18 protein-coding genes are annotated in these 18,819 nt (G+C 65.7%); 8 read left to right on the forward strand and 10 right to left on the reverse strand.

Annotation, left to right across the window (positions count from 1 at the left end; genetic code table 11):
- Positions 1-10 precede the first annotated feature (10 nt).
- A complete protein-coding gene (locus ACFTR6_RS05575) occupies positions 11-232 on the forward strand; it encodes a hypothetical protein (RefSeq protein ID WP_377957166.1) in 222 nt (73 codons plus the stop codon).
- 166 nt (positions 233-398) lie between these two features.
- On the opposite strand, the gene ACFTR6_RS05580 is transcribed toward ACFTR6_RS05575, so the two are convergent.
- From ACFTR6_RS05580 to ACFTR6_RS05595, 4 genes are read right to left on the reverse strand one after another with little or no spacing between them, the layout of a single operon-like run.
- Positions 399-1,448, reverse strand: coding sequence for a sulfate/molybdate ABC transporter ATP-binding protein (locus ACFTR6_RS05580; protein ID WP_377957167.1), 1,050 nt, complete (start codon positions 1,446-1,448; stop codon positions 399-401).
- Positions 1,445-2,308: an ABC transporter permease gene (locus ACFTR6_RS05585; RefSeq protein WP_377957168.1), complete on the reverse strand. Its 864-nt coding sequence runs from the start codon at positions 2,306-2,308 to the stop codon at positions 1,445-1,447. Before ACFTR6_RS05585 ends, ACFTR6_RS05580 begins: the two co-directional genes overlap by 4 nt.
- A complete protein-coding gene (modA, locus tag ACFTR6_RS05590; protein WP_377957169.1) occupies positions 2,286-3,101 on the reverse strand; it encodes a molybdate ABC transporter substrate-binding protein in 816 nt (271 codons plus the stop codon). Before modA ends, ACFTR6_RS05585 begins: the two co-directional genes overlap by 23 nt.
- A complete protein-coding gene (locus ACFTR6_RS05595; protein WP_377957170.1) occupies positions 3,098-3,508 on the reverse strand; it encodes a molybdopterin-binding protein in 411 nt (136 codons plus the stop codon). Before ACFTR6_RS05595 ends, modA begins: the two co-directional genes overlap by 4 nt.
- Before the next feature lie 129 nt (positions 3,509-3,637).
- Between ACFTR6_RS05595 and ACFTR6_RS05600 the strand changes: the two genes are divergently transcribed.
- The 4 genes from ACFTR6_RS05600 to ACFTR6_RS05615 all read left to right on the forward strand — a co-directional run bounded on the left by ACFTR6_RS05600 (position 3,638) and on the right by ACFTR6_RS05615 (position 6,099).
- Positions 3,638-3,982 (forward strand): PadR family transcriptional regulator, encoded by a 345-nt coding sequence (locus tag ACFTR6_RS05600; protein WP_377957171.1) that lies wholly within the window; start codon positions 3,638-3,640, stop codon positions 3,980-3,982.
- The gene (locus tag ACFTR6_RS05605) at positions 3,979-4,374 is read left to right on the forward strand and encodes a hypothetical protein (RefSeq protein ID WP_377957172.1); all 396 of its coding nucleotides are present in this window, start codon (positions 3,979-3,981) and stop codon (positions 4,372-4,374) included. The genes ACFTR6_RS05600 and ACFTR6_RS05605 overlap by 4 nt, the downstream gene beginning before the upstream one ends.
- A 109-nt stretch (positions 4,375-4,483) precedes the next feature.
- Entirely contained in the window at positions 4,484-5,452 is a 969-nt protein-coding gene (locus tag ACFTR6_RS05610) for a GNAT family N-acetyltransferase (protein ID WP_377957173.1), read from the forward strand.
- Between the two features lie 134 nt (positions 5,453-5,586).
- A complete protein-coding gene (locus ACFTR6_RS05615) occupies positions 5,587-6,099 on the forward strand; it encodes a flavin reductase family protein (protein WP_377957174.1) in 513 nt (170 codons plus the stop codon).
- Positions 6,100-6,136: 37 nt separating this feature from the next.
- On the opposite strand, the gene ACFTR6_RS05620 is transcribed toward ACFTR6_RS05615, so the two are convergent.
- The 4 genes from ACFTR6_RS05620 to ACFTR6_RS05635 form a co-directional block, all read right to left on the reverse strand.
- Entirely contained in the window at positions 6,137-6,730 is a 594-nt protein-coding gene (locus ACFTR6_RS05620) for a GNAT family N-acetyltransferase (protein ID WP_377957175.1), read from the reverse strand.
- Positions 6,727-8,850, reverse strand: a complete 2,124-nt coding sequence (locus ACFTR6_RS05625; protein WP_377957176.1) for a penicillin acylase family protein — start codon at positions 8,848-8,850, stop codon at positions 6,727-6,729. Before ACFTR6_RS05625 ends, ACFTR6_RS05620 begins: the two co-directional genes overlap by 4 nt.
- Before the next feature lie 154 nt (positions 8,851-9,004).
- The gene (locus ACFTR6_RS05630) at positions 9,005-11,182 is read right to left on the reverse strand and encodes a glycogen debranching N-terminal domain-containing protein (RefSeq protein ID WP_377957177.1); all 2,178 of its coding nucleotides are present in this window, start codon (positions 11,180-11,182) and stop codon (positions 9,005-9,007) included.
- A gap of 126 nt (positions 11,183-11,308) precedes the next feature.
- Positions 11,309-11,827: a hypothetical protein gene (locus ACFTR6_RS05635; RefSeq protein ID WP_377957201.1), complete on the reverse strand. Its 519-nt coding sequence runs from the start codon at positions 11,825-11,827 to the stop codon at positions 11,309-11,311.
- Positions 11,828-12,088: 261 nt separating this feature from the next.
- Here ACFTR6_RS05635 and ACFTR6_RS05640 point away from each other — a divergent pair, with 261 nt between their 5' ends.
- Both ACFTR6_RS05640 and ACFTR6_RS05645 read left to right on the forward strand, forming a co-directional pair.
- Positions 12,089-13,297 carry an aspartate transaminase gene (locus tag ACFTR6_RS05640; RefSeq protein ID WP_377957178.1) on the forward strand — a complete coding sequence of 403 codons (1,209 nt, stop codon included), beginning with the start codon at positions 12,089-12,091 and terminating at the stop codon, positions 13,295-13,297.
- A 25-nt stretch (positions 13,298-13,322) separates the two neighbouring features.
- On the forward strand, positions 13,323-14,000 hold the full coding sequence (locus tag ACFTR6_RS05645) for a 4-carboxy-4-hydroxy-2-oxoadipate aldolase/oxaloacetate decarboxylase (protein WP_377957179.1): 678 nt from the start codon (positions 13,323-13,325) through the stop codon (positions 13,998-14,000).
- A 146-nt stretch (positions 14,001-14,146) separates the two neighbouring features.
- Here the strand turns inward: ACFTR6_RS05645 and ACFTR6_RS05650 are convergent, their stop codons facing one another.
- Together ACFTR6_RS05650 and ACFTR6_RS05655 are read right to left on the reverse strand one after the other, a co-directional pair.
- A complete protein-coding gene (locus tag ACFTR6_RS05650; protein ID WP_377957180.1) occupies positions 14,147-15,949 on the reverse strand; it encodes an HNH endonuclease in 1,803 nt (600 codons plus the stop codon).
- A gap of 527 nt (positions 15,950-16,476) precedes the next feature.
- Positions 16,477-17,397, reverse strand: coding sequence for a LysR substrate-binding domain-containing protein (locus ACFTR6_RS05655; protein ID WP_377957181.1), 921 nt, complete (start codon positions 17,395-17,397; stop codon positions 16,477-16,479).
- A gap of 320 nt (positions 17,398-17,717) precedes the next feature.
- Between ACFTR6_RS05655 and ACFTR6_RS05660 the strand changes: the two genes are divergently transcribed.
- Positions 17,718-18,800 (forward strand): ABC transporter substrate-binding protein, encoded by a 1,083-nt coding sequence (locus ACFTR6_RS05660; RefSeq protein ID WP_377957182.1) that lies wholly within the window; start codon positions 17,718-17,720, stop codon positions 18,798-18,800.
- The last annotated feature ends 19 nt before the right edge of the window (positions 18,801-18,819 follow it).

The following is an 18,819-nucleotide window of genomic DNA, read 5'->3' on the forward strand; positions in this document are numbered from 1 at the left end:
GGCAAAACTTATGGCGGACCGACAAAAGGATCTCGACTTTGTCCGGGCGCTGGTGGAAGCGCGGCTGGTCGATCCCGCAATTCTTGAACAGCGTCTGGCGTCGATCGACTTGGCGGGGGTCGACAGCGACCAAGGCGAAGAAGCGTTGGCCTATCGCCAGCGAAAATCCATCGAGTGGGCCACGGCCGTCCAGACGCAGGCAGGCACTCAAGACCCCCGCAGAACTGGCTAGGACCAATAGCAGCGTCAGGCCTCGACCTTGTTTTCCCCCAATGAACCCCATGCCCGGAGATTACCGGCATCCGCCAGCATGAGCTACCCGCTGACCTGCCCCGGAGCGGTGAGTCCTTGCCGATGGGACCTATCCCGGTTAGGGCGCAGGGTTCCGGCGCCGTAGGCTAGGCCGGATAGACGGCGATTGCGGTGGCCTTGATGACGAAGTGGACGGTCATCCCGGGGTGAAGGCCGAGGTCCGCCGAGGCTGCCGGGGTGATGTCCGCCGACAGGCCGCCGGCGTGGACCCGGATCTGGTCGCCGTGCGGTTCCAGGTCCGTGATGGTGACGGCGAACGAATTCCGCGGGCTGCCGTGTTCATCGCCCGGGAAGACCGAGACCGCCGTCGGCGAAAAGACGGCGACGCCGTCCTGGCCGGGGACGGCACCGTCCTCGGGGTGTGCGGTGATGTCCAGCCCGCCGTCGGACGTGAGCCCGTGCGCGGTGATGGTGCCGGGGAGAAGGTTCATTCCCGCCAGGCCCGCCGCGAACTTGCTGCGCGGTCTTTCCAGGACGCCGCGGGTGGGACCTTCCTCCGTGATCCGTCCGTGCTCGATGACGACGGCGCGGTCGGCGAGCATCAGGGCATCCAGGACATCGTGCGTGATGATGATGGCCCGGCGGTTTGCCAGGACGCGCTTGAGGAGCCGGCGCAGCATGGGGGCGGCATGGATGTCGAGGGCTGCCATCGGCTCGTCGAGGAGCAGCAGTTCGGGGTCGGTGGCCAGGGCGCGCGCGATGGCGACGCGCTGTGCCTGCCCGCCCGAGAGCTGCCCGGGCCGCCGGTCCGCGAACTCCGCCGCATCCACTTCGGCCAGCCAGTGCCGTGCCGTCTGCAGTGCATTGGCCCGGCCCGCACCGGCCGCGCGCGGCCCGAAGGCGACGTTCTCCAGCACGCTCATGTGCGGAAACAGCAGCGGTTCCTGTGCCAGCAGCGCTGTTCCCCTGGCGTGCGGGGGCAGGAAGTGGCTGTTGCCGCCGTCGAGATTGAACAGTGTCTTCTCACCCAGGTCCGCGCGCCCGCTGTCCGGGCGGAGCAGTCCTGCGACGATTCCCAGCAGTGTTGATTTGCCGGCTCCGTTGGGGCCAAGCACGGCTATGGTTTCGGAGGCCCCGAGCGTCAGGGAGACCTCGAAGTTGCGGGCGTGCAGGGCGGCCTCGAGCGTGAAGGTCATTCCGGACCCGCCTCCGCAGCCAGCGCGCGGGGGCGCCGGTAGGAAAGCCCGACGACGGCGACCGCCACCGCCACGAGCACCAGGGACAGCGCGACGGCGGCATCGGCGTCGGTTTCCCGCTGCAGGTAAATTTCCAGCGGCAGGGTGCGGGTGACACCCTGCAGGCTGCCGGCGAAGGTCAGGGTGGCACCGAACTCGCCAAGGCAGCGGGCGAAGGACAGCACGGCCCCGGAGGCAAGTCCAGGCAGGACCAGCGGAATGCTGACGCGGCGCAGCACCGTGGTGGGGCGGGCGCCGAGGGTTGCCGCCACCGCCTCATACCTGGTCCCGGCCGTCCTGAGCGCGCCCTCCAGGCTCACCACCAGGAACGGGAGGGCCACGAACGTCTGGGCAAGAACGACGGCGGTGGTAGAGAAGGCGATCTGGATCCCCGCCAGCTCCAGGCTGCGGCCGAGCAGGCCCTGCCTGCCGAACGTGTACAGGAGGGCGATGCCGCCGACGACGGGCGGCAACACCAGGGGGAGCAGCACGAAGGCCCGCAACAGGCGCTGGCCGGGGAAGCTGGCGCGGGCCAGGACGAGGGCCAGGGGCACGCCGAACACGATGCACAGCACCGTGCTGGCTGCCGAAGTCCGAAGGCTCAGGCCCAGCGCGGTCAGGGATGATTCCGAGGTGACGAGCGGGATGAACTGCCCCCAGTTGACCCTGGCCACCATGGCGGCCAGCGGCAGCAGGACAAGCAGAGCCCCCGCCGCCGCGATCGCGAACACCCACGGCGGGACGCCGGTGTATCCGGTGTTCCGCCGGTTTGTTATCGTGCTGGCGGCAGCCTTTTTGCTACGGGGTGCCGAAACCGGCATCACTGAGGACCTTCCTGCCTTCGCTGCCGGTAACCATGGCGATGAAAGCCCTGGCCACTTCCTTGTTGCTGCTGCTGCCGACGGTGGCGATCGGGTAGGTGTTCACTGCCTGGTCTGCTTCGCTGAACGGAATGCCCCTGACCTTGTCCCCGGCGTTCCTGACATCGGTGACGTAGACCAGGCCGGCGTCGGCTTCCCCGGAGGTGACCTTGCCCAGCACGTCGGTTACGGAGGATTCCTCACTGACGGGTTTCAGGGTGGTTCCGGTGGCCTTTTCAACCTTCTCGGTGGCGGATCCGCACGGCACCTGAGGTGCGCAGACAACCACCTGGACGCCTGGCTTCGCCAGGTCGGCGAAGGAACTGATCGACGCCGGGTTGGCAGCTGGGACGGCGATCTCCAGGACGTTGGTGGCGAAGTTGCTTGCCGGGCCGTCGATGAGCCTGGCGTCGGAGAGTCTGGCCATGTTCTTGGTATCGGCCGCGGCGAACACATCGGCCGGCGCACCCTGGCTGATCTGGGTGGCCAGGTCCGAGGACCCGGCGAAGTTGAGCGTGACGTTGGTCCCTGGGTTCTTGTCCTCGAATTCGGAGGCGATCCTGGTAAAGGTCGCCTTCAGGGACGCGGCGGCGAACACGGTGAGGGTCCCGGTTTCACCTGACTTACCGTTCGCCGTCGAACCGCCACTTTGGGTGGTGCCGGATGCGGTATTGGAGGCGGCGCAGCCGGCCAGCCCGGCGGCAAGGAGGGACGCGGCCAAAAGCGCGGTGGGGCGCGCACGGGTGATGCTCATATGACGCTCTTTCCCTGGGGCGTCTCGATGATGACGGTGGTGGCTTTGACCACGGCGGTGGCCACCGAGCCGAGTTCCAGGCCGAGTTCCCTGACGGCTTCGCTGCTCATCAGGGACACGACGCGGAAGGGTCCGCACTGCAGCTCGACCTGGGCCATGACCTTGTCCGCGGTGATGCCGGTGACCAGGCCAACGAACCTGTTGCGCGCCGAGCTGCCCACGCGGGTGGGGTCATCGGGCAGCTGCGCCTGGTCGCGGGCGAGCTTGGCCAGTTCCAGTCCGTCCACGGCCAGGCGGCCGGAGGAATCCTTGACGGGGGTGAGGGTCCCGTTCTCGGTCCAGCGGCGGACGGTGTCGTCGCTGACGCCCAGAAAGCGCGCGGCTTCGGAGATGCGGATTTTCGGCACGACAGCATCGTGGCATATCTGCGGAGTTATTGGCTACTTATTCCCGCGTATGCGGAACTCGCACTCGCCCTCCGGTGCGGTAGTCCGGGAAGGGTTGCAACCCAATGTAAGTAGTGACACTATCTAGCTGTGAGCGGAATCGACTGGCAGCAGGAGCTGACCCGCGCTGCTCTCCCGCATGCAGTGCTGGGGCTCCTGGCGAACGGCGGAATGCACGGCTACGCCATGATCGAAGTCCTCCGCTCCGGCGGGTTTCCTCGGACGCGGGGCGGGACGCTGTATCCCCTGCTGCGCCGGCTCGAGGAGCAGGGGCTGGTCAGCCATGTGTGGCAGCACGACACCGCGGGGCCGGGCCGCAAGCAGTTCGCCATCACCGGCGAGGGCCGGGCGGAACTGGCCCGCGCGGCGGACGCCTGGCAGCAGATGGATGAAGCACTCAGCAGGATTCGGACAAGCGGAAAGGAAACCCCATGACGTACGAGCGTGACCTGGCGTTCAACCTTCGGATACGCGGTGTCTCTGAGCGCGAGATCGCCGAAACGCTGGAGGAAGTCCGTGCCCACGAGGCGGCCTCCGGGACGTCGGCAAAGGACGAGTTCGGAACTCCTCAGGACTACGCGAAGCAGTTCCCCAAAGGGAAGCGCCGGTCACGGGGAACCACCGTGACCACAGTCGCCGTGGCAGTGGCGCTCGCGTACGTGCTCGCCGTCGTCGTCACGCCTTTCCTGGGCCTCGACATTAGGGAAGCCGTGGGGCCGGTCACGCTCCTGCCGGCGCTCGCCGTCCTGCTGGCCGGCGTCATTGCCGGGTTCCTGACCGACTACCTCCGCCCGGCGCCGCGTTCCCTCCAAAGTTCCGCTCGGTAGGTTTTCCGTCGCCGTTTGCCCGGGCACTGGACGGCCTGCCTGGCTCGCGGCATAATGCACCTCACCAATCAACGCGCACAGCCATTTCCAACCTCGACGGGGCAGGCTCATGAACGCAGACCAATCCGAGAGAAAGAGTGGCGGCGGCCCGGTATCGGTCCGCCCGTTGCGCAACGGCGACCTCGATCGCGCCGATGAGATTCTGAGAGTTGCGTTTGGTACCTTCCTCGGCATTCCCGATCTGTTCGGGACGGCTGACTACGTCCGTACGCGGTTCGCTGCTGATGCCCACGCCGCGTTCGCCGCTACGGTGGACGGTGACCTCGTCGGATCGAACTTCGCCGCCAACTGGGGCAGCGTTGGCTTCTTCGGACCGCTGACCGTGCGCCCGGACCTGTGGGACCAGGGCGTCGGTCAACGCCTGATGGAGCCGGTCATGGGCTGCTTCGAGACCTGGGGAAACAGGCACCTTGGCCTGTTCACCTTCTCGCACAGTCCAAAACATCTCGAGCTTTACCGCCGTTACGGCTTCTGGCCCCGTTTCCTGACCGCCGTCATGCGCAAGAAGGTGGTGCCCGCGGGCCCTGTACCCGGCCGGATGTTGTATGCCGAGCTGTCCGCTGCCGAGCAGGCCGACTACCTTGATGCATGTCGAGCACTGACCGATGCCGTGTATAACGGGCTGGACCTGGGACGCGAGATCACGGCCGTGCACGCCCAAGGGCTGGGTGACACCGTGCTGCTTCAGGGCGAATCAGGGCTTGATGGGCTCGCAGTGTGCCACTGCGGACCGGGATCAGAGGCGGGCACGGACGTGTGCTTCATCAAATTCGGTGCCGTCCGCCCCGGGCCAAACGCTGGTGACAGATTCGAACGCCTGCTCGATGCCTGCGAGCAACTGGCAGCCGAGCGCGGACTGGGCCAGCTCGATGCCGGGATGAACCTCGCCCGCACGGATGCCTATCAGCGCATGGTCGCCCGAGGTTTCCGTACGGGGCTGCAGGGCGTGACCATGCACCGGCCGAACGAGCCGGGGTACAGCCACCCAGACTCCTACGTGATCGACGACTGGCGCTGAATCCTGCCTGTTTTGTTACTCCCCGCTTCGGGCGGTGAAGCTGCGTTTCGGTGCGCGTCCGTAGGTTGCATCCCAGGTTGGGAACCGGGCGGCGAGGTGCTTGATTGGGGTGACACGCATCGAAAGGACTCGCCATGACGGAACTCTCAGACCTCAGCCCGCGCCGGATCCGTAACGTGCTGGGCCATTTCGCAACCGGCCTGACCGTTATTACGGCCGCGACGGAGAACGGTCCTGCCGGGTTCACCTGCCAGTCCTTTGCCTCCCTTTCGCTGGAACCGGCGCTGGTGACCTTCAGCCCGGCCCGGACGTCCAGCACCTGGCCGCTGCTGCGCGCGGCGGGCCGCTTCACCGTCAACATCCTTCCCGCCGAACACCAGCACCTTGCGGCCCAGTTCGCGCGGTCCGGCGCGGACAAGTTCGCCGGTGTCGACCACTCGCCGTCGCCCCTCGGCAACCCGGTCCTCGACGGTGCGTTGGCCTGGGTGGACTGCGAGCTGCACCAGGAGTACGACGGCGGCGACCACACCATTGTGGTGGGCGCAGTCCACGCCCTCAGCGCCCGTTCCGACGTCGACCCCCTCCTCTTTTTCAAGGGTGACTACGCCTCCCTGCAGGAGCATAAGATCCTGGTGGGCGTCGCCTGACGACGGCGGGCGGCAGCCGACGGGGGAGTGGGAATCGCTACGAGGCCTGGCTTTCAAACCGTTCCCGTGTGAGGAACACGAGCTGTGCTTCCTTCTCCGCGAGTTGCACCGTCGGCCCCAGTTCGAAACCGCAGCCCTCAAAGCGCCGGATCGCTTTGGAATTCCGGGCATCCGGCTCGGCAACAACGCGGTCCTTGGCAGGGTCCGCCAGCAGGAAGCGGGTCAGCGCCGCGACAAGCGTGGGCGTGAAGTTCCGCACCGGCCGGTCGGCGGGAGCCAGGAGCAGATGCATGCCCGTGTCTTCGGCGCGGGCCTCGTACACTTCGCTGACCGGGTCCTGGAGGGGCTCGTAGGTCTGGAAGATGCCCGCCGGGTTCCCGTCCACGCACATCAGGTACCCGTGATGCGTGTCCAGGCTGTCGAGGAACTGGTAAATGTCCCGGACCTCATCCCGGCTCAAACTGAGCATGCCCCAGAACCGTGCACGCTCCTCCCGCACCCAGCTGTAAAGCAGGTCCGCGTCGGACTCCGGTTCGATGGTGACAAGCCGGAACCGTCCCAGCCCCTGCAGCTCTTCCTCGTAAACGGTGGGCCTGGCGGAAAGCGCGAGGTTGGTGCGGGTGCCGTTCATGTGGTCTCCTTCGTGAGCTGTTCCCAGTCCGTAATGACAGGGATGAGTTCCCCGGCGGCCCAGAGGGGCAGCTGGCTGGCGAAATGCTGGTCTTGTGGAAGTCCGGAGGCGCCGAAAGGCACCACCCACCGGCTGTTCGCCCGGTCCGCGATGTCCCAGACGTAGCGCGCCACGGGTCCCCGGAAGCACCGGTCGCTGGCGCCCGGCAGGCTTTCGGTGGACAGGACGCAGGCCGTGTCTCCGGACAGGCGGGTGGGCGGGACGCCGGGCACAGCCCCGCCGCCGCCCGCTTTTTCTACGGCACTGCCGTGTTCCAGGAGGGCATGGAGCGGCAGGACCGTGTGGCGGTCACCCCAGGTGCCGGCCGACGCCGCCGCGGCGGTTTCCTCCAGTGCGGTTTCCTCCAGGGCGGTTTCCTCCAGGGCGCGGCGGGCCGCCGCGTCCACGTCCAGGCCCAGGGCCCTACCGTTGGCGAGGAGCGACTCCAAGGCGAATCCTGTGCGCGCCACCGGATGCAGCCACGGTGCAAACAGGGCAGGGTAGCCGTGCGGGTCGGCCAGCCGGTGCAACGCGGGTGAGTTCGCCAGGTCAAGGACCAGCGCGGACCGCCACGCTGCAAAAACTGCGGCGTCACTGCTGTCCGAGTCCATATGGCCGGACCACTGCAGCAGCCGATCGCGGAGTTTGAGGGCGGCGTCGGACAAGGGAGCAGAACCTTCGAGCAGCGCCCGGAATACGGGCCACGAACCGAGCCACGTGTCGGTGTGGATGTCCTGCATCGCTGCTGCGTCCAGGCCGGGGCCATGTTCTTCCAGCAGTTGCCGGATGCGGCGGGCGCGATGGGCCGGGGCAAACTCGAGCCCCAGCCGGTCGCCGCCGCCGGCCTCGCGGTCGTTGGCGTGGACGGCCAGGCCCGGAACAGGGGACGCCGGAAGGTCCTCCCAGTCGCCCGTCCACTGGTGTTCTGCCGACCATCCGGGCACGGGGCGGACGCGGTTGTCCCGGTTCCTGGCCGGGACCTTTCCAGCCACAAGCTGGCGCACCGCACCGCCGGAATCGGCCACGAGGACACAGTTCACCGGCTCCACCCAGGCATCCAGCGCCTGTTCGACGTCGTCCGCCGAACGGCTCCGCAGGAGCGGCAGGAGGGCCTGGAACCCAAGGGATTCCGCCGCGCGGGCGGGTGTCCGCAAACTCAGCGCCCCGCCGTCGGGCCCGCCGAAAATCACCGGACCGCGGTCTGTTTCAATGACTTCAACAGTCTCGGCCGCGCCGCCGCATACCAGGATCACTTCCTCGTGGTGGGCCCGGACGGGGCTGTCACCGTCGGGTCCGAGCGCCAGAAGGACGCTCCCGCTGCGCCGCAGGTGTTCCTGGTACAGGTCCTGGTAGTCCGCCATGGCGTTGGTGATGGCCCAGGCAACCGTTCCGGCGTGGCCAAAGTGGGGCAACCCGGGGACGCCCGGAAAGGCGAGTCCGACGACGTCGAACTCCGGGCACGCCAGCCGCACCTGCTGGTACACGCCCGGGAGTTCCAGGAGCCGGTGCGGATCGCCGGCGATAAGCGGGGAACCGGTGGCCGTCAGGCCGCCCGCCGCGGCCCAGGCGTTGCTGCCCGCCCAGACCGGCGCCTCGATGCTGAACAGCGCCACGGCGTCGGGGCCGAGGGTTTTGGCAATGTGTTCCCGCCAGAGCTTGTTGGGGAAAGTGCCGACAAGGATGTGGTGCACCATGAACACCCCTAGGGGCGTCCACGGCTGCCAGGCCGCAGGAGCGGTGCCGGTGTTCCGGAACTCCGGCGCGTCGCGGAGCTTGGAGTCGAGGGCGTGGTTCACCCCGTCCACGTATGCGGTGCACCAGCGCTGTGTCTCGGCGTCGAGGTTTTGGAAACAGCGGCGGGCGGTGTCGTCCAGGCGCGCACGGCGGGCGAAGCGGTCCCACTCGAGCCCGTCGGCACCCAGGTGCTCGGCGGTCCTGCCTTCCGCGCGCCAGCGCTCCATCTCAATCTGCCAGGAGCGGTCCGCGGCCGCGTTCTTGCCCTGGAGGAAAGCGAGTTCATCTGCCGTGTTCGCCCGCAGATGGGGGATGCCCCACGGGTCGCGGAATGTCTCAGCAGGCATCGGCGCGGGCATCTTGCAGGCATCCCGGGTGTGCGGGCACGCGGTTCTCCAATTCTTGTTAGGTAAGGCTTAGCTAACAAGAGAATAATCGGCCTGCCTGCGCTGCCAAAAATGCGGCGGTAACAAAGCGCCCGGCCTGAGGGGCAGGCCCGGGTTACCGCCCCCAGCTTTCGGACCGTTCCGCCCGGCGGTGACCGGCTTGCTGGACGAGCTCGATCATCCAGGGACGGTGCCCCTGATGGAACGTCATCCCTTCGGGAAGTCCTTGGACGGACGGGACGGAACCGGCGATGTCGATGGTGATGCGGCCGCCGCCCAGCGGGGCGTTGGTGATGTGCAGGTCCCCGAAGGACTTCGGGAGGACAGGGTCCATCCAGACGCCGCCAGCGGAGACGACCGGGTCGTAGCGCATCAGGCTCGTCACCATCTGGATCGGCGCGGTGGCCGCCCAGGCCTGGGGCGAGCACGCCGTCGGATACGGCACAGGCGCGGCGAGCTGCTCCCGGCTGAAGCCGCAGAACAGCTCAGGGAGCCGGCCGTCTGAGTACTCGGCCGCATCCATCATGCCGGTGGCGATCCGCTGCGCCTCTTCCACGAAGCCATAGCGGAGGAGTCCGGCGGCGACGATGGCGTTGTCGTGCGGCCAGACTGATCCGTTGTGGTAACTGGCGGGATTGTAGGCGCCCATGTCGCTGGCGAGGGTGCGCACGCCCCAGCCGCTGAACATTTCCGGCGACATCAAATGTTCGGCCACCATGGGGGCCTTGTCCTGGTCGATCAATCCCTGCAGCAGACAATGCCCCATGTTTGAAGCACAGGCGTCCACCTGCCTCTTCTTGCCGTCCAGGGCAATGGCGTAGTACCCGCGCTCGGGGATCCAGAACTGCTCGTTGAACTGTTTCTTCAGCCGTGCCGCGCGGTCGGTGAGCTCATTCGCCAGAGCCGCGTCCCCGGCGTCGTACGCCAGCCATGCCCGCGAAAGGTAGGCGACGTACACATAGGCCTGGACCTCGCACAGTGCGATCGGCGGCTCGGCCAGGGTGCCGTCGGCGAAGTTGATCCCATCCCAGGAGTCCTTCCAGCCTTGATTGATGAGCCCCTGGTCATTGAGGCGTTCGTACTCGACGAAGCCGTCGCCGTCCCTGTCCCCGTATTTCGTGATCCACTCGAGCGCGCGGTCCGCATGGGGCAGCAGGGCGGCGATCGTGTCGGCGGCGAAGCCCCAGCGGCTGACCGCACCGAGCACCATCAGGAACAGGGGCGTGGCGTCGACGCTGCCGTAGTAGGCCGACTTGCCGCCCAGGGACAGCCCGCTGGAAACGTCGAGCCGGACCTCGTGGAGGATCTTGCCCGGCTCCTCCTCCGTCATGGGGTCCACCACAGTTCCCTGGCGGTCCGCAAGGGTCTGCAGGGTGCCCAGCGCCAGCGACGGATCAACCGGCATCGCCATCACCGAAGCCCACAGCGAGTCCCGGCCGAACAGGGTCATGAACCAGGGTGCTCCGGCGGCTACTACGACGCGTTCAGGATGCTGCGGATCCTCGATCCGCAGGGCGCCGAGGTCGTCGTAGCTGCGGCGCAAGGTCCGCTCCACGGAGCGGTTTCCCATCTGCAAGACCGGAATCTTCGCCACCCACTCCCGGCGGCGACGGTCTCTGGGAGACAATCCATCCCCCTCAGCGTGGACGAAAGCCGTTGCCGAATCGGTTCCCTCGGTGCTGGGCAGCACGGTCAGGACCGTGCTCCAGTGTCCGTGCGCCGGAACGGAGGCCCGGTAAATCACAGCGTCCGGGGAAACCTCCGCGCCCGGGGCCTGGACCACCACAACTTTGCGGACGTCCTGCCAGACGGCCCGGATGGTGAGCGCGGCGCCGTCGGCCTGCCGCGTTTCGTCCCAGCGCCGCTGGATCCGGGCCTCTTTCACTTCGAAGAGGTCAGCGAAGTCCGCGCCGATCTTCAGCGCGATTTCGCAGTCGGCGGGTTCGGGGGAGTAGTTCCGGACGGTGACCTGCTCCTGGATGCCGGCTCCCACTTCCCGCAGGCGTTCCACGATCAGCGGGCTGTCGGCGTAGCCGTCCGAGCGGGGGACCCGTCCGACGAACAGGGCCCGGTACGGCTCCTTCGTCTCGGCCGCCAGCGGCTCCAGCGCCTGGCCGTCGACTGTCAGGTTCCAGCCGGAGAGGATGCGGGCGTCCTGCACAAAGAGGCCATGCGGATGGTCGGCGCTGATGTCCCCGTTCGGCAAGGAAATGCAGAAGGACGATCCCTCGACCAGGGTGACCGTCCCGGCGCCCAAGGGGCCCGCCGCTGTGTCAGCATTCCACCCAGCCATCGCGGCCACCTCCGAGTAAGTAGCAACAGTGCAACTAGCAACAGCGTGCAGTTTGACGCTACGCTTGCTGGCTCGGCCTAGCTAGGCCTTGCTTTTCGGGGTGGAATCACGACGGCGGGTGGAGGCTTACGCCGGGATCGCGCCGGCTTCGGGCTGGATGCCCCAGGTCATCTTCCTGATGGTTTCGCGCTGCAGCCCGCTGAGGGCGGCGAGCTCATAATCATCCAGGACTCCCCGCCGTCGAGCTGCCGCCAGGAGCTTGAGGCGGCGGTCCTCCAGCGTGGTCTTGGACTCTTCAAGTTCGGCCAGCTCCGACTTCAGCTGCCTGATCAGGGCAAGATGCTCCTCGGCCGGTACACCGGAGGGGACCAGGTCGTCGGCCGACAGGCCCACAGTTCGGACCGTCCAGCGGGAGAGCTCCGCGGCCGCGGCGAGGCGGGTGACTTTCATGCCATCGCAAAGCGCCTGCGCGAGCTGCTGGTTGAGGCGGACGGAGACGGCCCGCATGCTGGTGGCATTGAAGGAGAGTCGCTGCCGGCTGTCCCTGAGCAGTCTTCGTGTCTTCTCGGCCTGGACTGCAGTGTTGTCGGGTTTTGGTGTTCCCCGGTAGCGGTAGTAGCCCTCGCGGCGGTCGTCGCCGTGCATAACAGCCAAGAGCACTCCTCGGTTCGGATTGACATCGGGCTTACCTAGAAGGCTAGGCAGACCAGGCGGAGGTGCGGAAATACCTATAGTGCGTGGAGCCATAACCAAAAAGTTTGGGTTGGGTGCTTTTGGCAGAGGCCGACGGCGGTCCATAAGAGACGCTTATCCGTCCACGCAGATTAGGTCTTATCCACAGCGGCCGGAATTCCCTAGTGTCGAAGGAACGAGTATCGCTCCGTCCTGACTCCTTAGGAAGAGACCATGTCTGAATTTGAACCCGCATCTCGAGTGTCCCGCATCAAGCAATCCGCCAGCGTGGCCGCAGCAGCCCGCGTGCGTGAGCTGAAGGCAGAAGGGCGCCGGATCCTGGACCTGACGGTCGGCGAGCCGGACTTCGACACCCCTGAGCACATCAAGGCCGCAGCGGCAGAGGCAATCAGCAACGGCGAGACGAAATACACCTCCGTTACCGGAACGCCTGCGCTGCAGAAGGCGATCCTCCAGACCATCGAGCTGCGCACCGGCATCCACTACACACCGGCCGAGATCACCATTGGCGGCGGTGCTAAGCAGGTCATCTTCACCGCTTTCATGGCTTCCCTGGACGCCGGCGACGAGGTTGTGGTGCCGGCGCCGTACTGGGTCTCCTACCCTGACATGGTGCTCGCCAACGAGGGCACGCCGGTGGTTGTCACGTGCGGCGAGGAGTCAGGCTTCAAGCTCACTCCCGAGGCTCTTGCCGGGGCGCTGAACGAGCGGACCAAGTGGCTCATTCTGAATACGCCGTCGAACCCCACGGGCGCCGTGTACTCCCGGTCCGAGCTCCGGGCCTTGGCGGATGTCCTCGCCGACTTCCCGCAGGTTTACGTCCTGACGGACGAGATCTACGACCAGATCTACTTCGGCTCGGGCAAGACCTCGAGCCTGGTTGAGGTGGCGCCGGAACTGAAGGACCGCATCCTTGCCGTCAACGGCGTTTCCAAGGCCTACGCCATGACCGGTTGGCGGCTCGGCTACGCCGCCGGACCGGCACCGCTGATCGCAGCGATCAATAAACTCCAGTCACAGATTTCCTCCTGCCCCTCCTCCGTGAGCCAGGCCGCCAGCGTCGCCGCGCTCATCGGGGACCAAACCTTTGTGCGGGAGAGCGTCGAGGTTTACCGCAGCCGGCGTGATGCAGCGGTAGCCGGGCTGAACGCCGTCGAAGGCCTTTCCTGCGCGACGCCGGAAGGCGCCTTTTACGCGTACGTCAACTGCGGCGGTGCCATTGGCAAGACCACCCCGGAGGGGAAGGTCATCGCCAACGACGAGGACTTCACGCTCTACCTTCTCGAGGCGGCCAGCGTCGCAGTGATCCAGGGCTCGGCTTATGGACTGGGCCCGTACTTCCGCATCTCCTACGCCACCAGCCTCGAAGTCATCGAGGAGTCCACCGCAGCCATCGACAAGGCCGTCCGGGCCCTCAGCTAGCACCAACCCAATCGAAGGAAAATCCGTGATCCACGTAAAGACCAACATCGAACGACCCGACGCCGACGCCGTCCGCCGCCTGGCGCAGTTCTCCTCCGCCACGATCCACGAGGCCCAGGGCCGGAAGGGCGCCCTCAGCTCCAGGATCAAGCCGATCGACCGCAGCATGTCCTTCTGCGGACCCGCCACAACCGTCCGTTGCGCGCCACGGGACAACCTCATGCTGCAGGTTGCCATCCACTACGCCCAGGCCGGGGACGTTGTCCTCGTTGCGGCGGGGGAGTACGAGGAAGCCGGCACCTTCGGCGACGTCCTCGGCAATGCCATGAAGGCCAAGGGCCTGGCAGGCATGGTGACGGACTCCGGCGTCCGTGACACACAGGACCTCATCGAACTGGGGCTGCCCGTCTTCTCCGGAAGCGTCTCCATCAAGGGCACCGTTAAGGAAACCATCGGCCCCATCAACCACCCCGTGGTCTTTGGCGACGAGATCATCTACCCCGGCGATGTCCTGCGCGGCGACGCCGATGGTGTGGTTGTGGTCCGGAAGGACGAAATCGAGGAAGTTATCCGCCTCTCCCAGGAACGTGAGGATGCCGAACGCGAACTCATCGAGCTCTACAAGGCTGGCGGAACCACCATCGAGCTGTGCAACCTCACCGAGGTGCTGAAGGCCAAGGGTCTGCTCGTCGAGCACGCGTAGCCACTTATTTATGTAGTCGCCTATTTATCTGGCGACGGCGGCCATCACCTCACGCCGGTGGGCCACCTCAGGCGGGGCAGTACTTCTGTTCCGCCTGAGGCGTACTCAGGCTGCACGGGCTGTGCGAACCGGTGGGTTTCGCTTACTCACGGTCCTGGCGGTCCGGTTTCACCCAGCCCAGTTCCGGACATCGTGGATGGGGCCAACCTGGTTCCGGGTAGCGGTGGTGCTGTTGAGCGGTAGGTGTGGCCGGTTGGGGTGGTGATTTCGAAGGTGTGCCGCGGCCCCGGTCGGGGTTGGGCTTTCCATCCCGGGAGTTCTTTGGTGTGGTTGCAGGCTTCGCACAGTCCCGCGCCGTTCTCGAGGGATGTTGGACCGTCATCGTGCCAGGGAACAATGTGGTCGTGGTGGCGGATCGGAGCGTCGCAGTAGGGCGTCCGGCAGGTGTCGTCGCGGACTTGGATGAAGCGGCGTAGCGGTGGCGGGAAGAGCCGCCGTTTCGAATCCATGGCCACGAGGTCGCCGGTGTCCGGGGCGGTGTAGAGCCGGCGGAGCCAGACCTTGAGTTCCTGCACTGCGTCCTTGTGGCCGGTCACCGTCTCGTTCTTGCCTGTATTCGAGCCGGACGCGTTTGAGCTGCCACTGTTTGGCTGGACGGGCTGCTGCTCTCTTTCTTCCTGGTTGAGAAGTTCCCGTGCCCAGGCTGCGGGGACGATGCCGTAGCCGGCCAGCCTTGCGGGTTCGCTGTCGGCCTGAAGGAGGGTGCGGTCGGTCATGACGAGGTTAACGTCTATGCCGCTGATTCCGCCGGGGGTGCCGGTGGTCCACTCAACCAGAGTGTCGGCCTTGATCTGATCGAGTGAGCGCGGGTCCCCTGCGGAGCGGAGGGCATCGGCTTGCCGGGTGAGGGCGGCGTATGCGGCGACGCCCTCGTGGGCGGGCAACAGGGCTGTCAGGTAGGTCATGCAGTCCGGTGCGGGGCGCAGGCTCACGCTCCGCTCGGATGCGGCGTGGCTGGCCCGCTGGGTGACCGAACGCGGGTCCCGGCGGGTGGCGGCTGCTTTCAGGGTGGCGATGATGCCGCGGGTCCCGACCCCGTTGAAGGTTCCGGTGTCGGCGGCGAGTTCCTCATCGACGGCGGCCCGGTTTTCGACGGTCAGGACGGCTGTTTCCTTCACGAAGTACATCGCGCGCTCTTCGTTGAGCTGGCCGGTGTCCAGGGCTGCGAGGGTGTGGGGCATTTCGATGACGAGGGCCTTGGCCATCCCGAGCAGCCGGCCACCGCGGTGCGGGGACTCGCCCCGGGCAAGGGCAATCTGCTCAGCCACGCCCAGGTTGTGTTCTTTGGGGCGTTTCTTGCCCAGGTCCTCAGCCGACAGCGCGCTGCCGCTGGCCTGGGCCTGGGCGGTCGCGGCGCCATGTTCGGCTTGTTCCTGCCGCTGTCTGGCTTCGAACTCGACGGCAAGCCTCGCCTGTTGCCCGGCAATCATGCACTTGACCTTCTCCAGCGCCCGGTTCTGGTCGAGCAGCCCGGGACCGTCGGCGGTGAGATCGGCCTCTAGAAGGACAGGGGCCGCCGCTATCCGCTCCCCGGCAGCCGGCCGGGGCCCGGCAGCGCCGGAGGCGGCGGTCCCGGTGAACACGGAGTCGTAAAACAGGGCCTCGGGGAAAGGGTCCTCCGGGAGGTTGTCGTCATCAAGCAGGGTGTCGAGGAAAGGGTCCTCCGGGAAAAAATCCTCGGCATCCACGAACCTGGAGTCATCGTCATACAGCAACCCGCCGTCCGCAAACTCATCAAACGGGAAAAACTCGCCAGTGAACCACCCGTCGCCAACCGGGTCACTCGGAAAGACTGCGTCCGGAACAAGGCCGCCGGGAACAGCGGCAGCATGCAGGTCGCCGCCGCGCGGCGCCACTCCTGTCAGTGCTGAATTCCCGGGAACCTCCATGCACACAGTCTGCCCGGGGGGACTGACATTAAAGGGGCCGTTAGGACCCAGATGGAGACGGATCTAAAAAATTTTTTGAACCGGGCCCCAGGAAAGGCCGGGCAGAAAACCCAAGCCCCGGTAGCACCGCCGTCGTACGGGTTTCATGCCAGAAAGGGGACCGCGGGATCAGCCGCGGTCGGGAACCGGGTACGTCAGTGGACCGACGACACTTTCTTCGAGGTACCAGACCGTCGAACCGCCGCTGCTGACGGGCATGATGCTGCCCTCGAAAACGAAGACCGGATCCGCGGAACGGTCCTCAGGCCGCCAGAACCCATTAGCCGGGCAATGGGATCCTGTTTTGGCCATTAGACCCAGGTGCGCGTCAGAGGTTCTCTTACTGCTGATTTTTTTCATGGCGGGCTCCGGTTTACTGGTCACAAAAATGTCTTGCCGCAATTTCTCGGCACGCCACCAATAGTAGAATCCCGGGCACGTCCTTACTAAGACAAATGCTGAGTGCCCTAATAAGCCAAACCTATGGACTAGCGGCCATACTTACTGCTGAGCATTTCCTGCAGCATTTCCTTCAGTACCAGGAGCACCGCCGAGGCCGCCTCCGAGAGTGGATCGTGATCAGGCGTGCACAACGCAATCTTGCACTGCAGCGCGGGCTCAACGATGCGCAGCACATGGAAGTCCTCCTCATGAAACAGCGCATCTGCCGCGGATTTGGGCAGGATTGTGGCACCCAGATCAGCCCGCAGGAGCCGCGCCAAGGACGGCACGGATTCCACTTCGCCGACCAGTTGCAGTTTGAGCCCCTTGCTGTCGAAGCCGGTTTCCACCACTTGCCGGAGGGTGTGGATTTTCTCGGGAAGGAAGAGTCCGAAGCCTGCCACGTCCTCCAGCGCGATCTCGCCGTTGTCGCGCACAGCGTCGGGCCTGTTGCCGTTGACCACGAGGTGCAGGTCCTCGACGATCATCGTGGTGAACTGGACGCCGCGGATCGGGCCAGGTTCATAGATGAGGGCCATGTCCAGGCGTCCATTCTTAATGGCTTCGCTGAGCACGCCGCCATAGATTTCGGTGACGTGAAGGACAATGTCCGGGTACCGGCGGCCCACTTCGCTGATGATCTGCGGGGTTAGGCTGGACGCCATGCTGTAGGGCGCAATGGCAATCGACACCCTGCCCGACGGCGCCGCCCCCGACTTGGCGACGTCCGTCCGGGCCTGCGCGACAAGCCGCAGGATGGACTGGGCATGGCGGTATAACGTGTGCCCGGCAGCAGTGGGCTGAACCCCCTGCTTGCTGCGGATCAGCAGCCGCTGCTTGAGCTCGTTCTCCAGTGCCGAAACCTGCTGGCTCAGGGCCGGCTGGGCAACGTGCAGTGCCGCTGCCGCCTTGGTGATGCTTCCCGAATCCACGATCTGCACGAAGTACGCGAGTTTGCGCGTATCCATAGCCGCCCTCTCTCTGCCGTGGCGCCCTGAACCAAGGAAGGTCATAACCGGATGCTATGGAGGGATACGCAACAAGTCTTTGTGTGACCCGCATCGCAGACACTAGGTTGAACCCAGAACGCTAATTCTTTCTGCTTACATTCTATCTCCCGCGGTGACATGCAATTTCACGATGACGTCAGATGCATTTCGCATGGACATGGGTGTAACCGAATTAGGCGCTTTCTTTTACATTCCAGAAATATCCACTCCTTACCGTCAGAGCATCCAGGATCCGCCGCCACAAGCCCGGATTCTTCTTTATGAGAAAGAGATGACAAATGCGAGCATCCATTAAAGGCAAGATCACAGCCGTGGCAGCACTCTCCGCTGCGGCCCTGGTTCTCTCCGGCTGCGGTGGCGGCGCCGGCGCGTCCGGCGGCGACAGTGCCACATCAGGCGAAGTGAACCTCATTGCCTACTCCGGCGTGTGGCAGGACCAGTACACCGCGTCCGTCATCGAGCCCTTCAAAGCCAAGTACCCCAACATCAAGATCAACTACGCATCCAAGCGGTCTTCGGCGGAAATGCTGAGCGCGCTGCAGGGCCAGAAGAACAATCCGGCAACTGACGTCGCCATCATGGACAACTCCGTGTCCACCACTGGCAACAAGCAGGGCCTCTTCGAGAAGGTTGACACCACCAGCGTCCCGAACCTCGCGAACGTACCCGAAAAATTCCGGGACAAGGACGGTTACGGGCCGGTCGCCATGCTCGACGCCGTCGGCCTCCTTTACGACACGGCCACCTTCCCCAAGGCCCCGGAGAGCTGGAAGGTGCTGTGGGATCCGGCCTACGCCGGCAAAATCAACGTCAATGCCCCGCCGTCCCTGCTGGGCCTGTCCCTGACAGCCATCACCGCCAAGATGGAGGGCGAGGACTACACCAAGGGCATCGACACTGCTGTGAGCCGCCTCAAGGAGCTGGCCCCGGGCGTACAGACCTTCGCACCCAATCCGGATGAATACCAGAACGTCATCACGGGCCAGACGGTCCTGGGCCTGGGCCAGAATGCACGAGGCCAGTTCTACAGCGACCAGAGCAACAAGAAGATGGGCGTCACCTTCCCGAAGGAGGGCACCGTCTACCAGATCAACACGGTCAATCTGGTGAAGGATGCGCCGCACTCCGCGGCAGCCAAGACGTTCATTGACTACGCCCTGTCCGCTGAAGCGCAGACCGCCTTTGCCAAGGCTCTCTTCTATGCCCCGTCCGTGAGCAACGCCACGCTGCCTGCCGACGTGAAGAACCGAGTGGTGCCCACCGACGGGTCCGTGAACATTGTCCCGCTGGATGTGGAGTTCCTGTCCTCCGCCCGCGACAAGTGGACCGACACCTGGAAGCGCCAGATCATCACCAAGTAGCCGCCTGCCGGTTGCCCCT

This window comes from Arthrobacter sp. NPDC057009 (genome assembly GCF_042673905.1).
Taxonomy (GTDB): domain Bacteria; phylum Actinomycetota; class Actinomycetes; order Actinomycetales; family Micrococcaceae; genus Arthrobacter.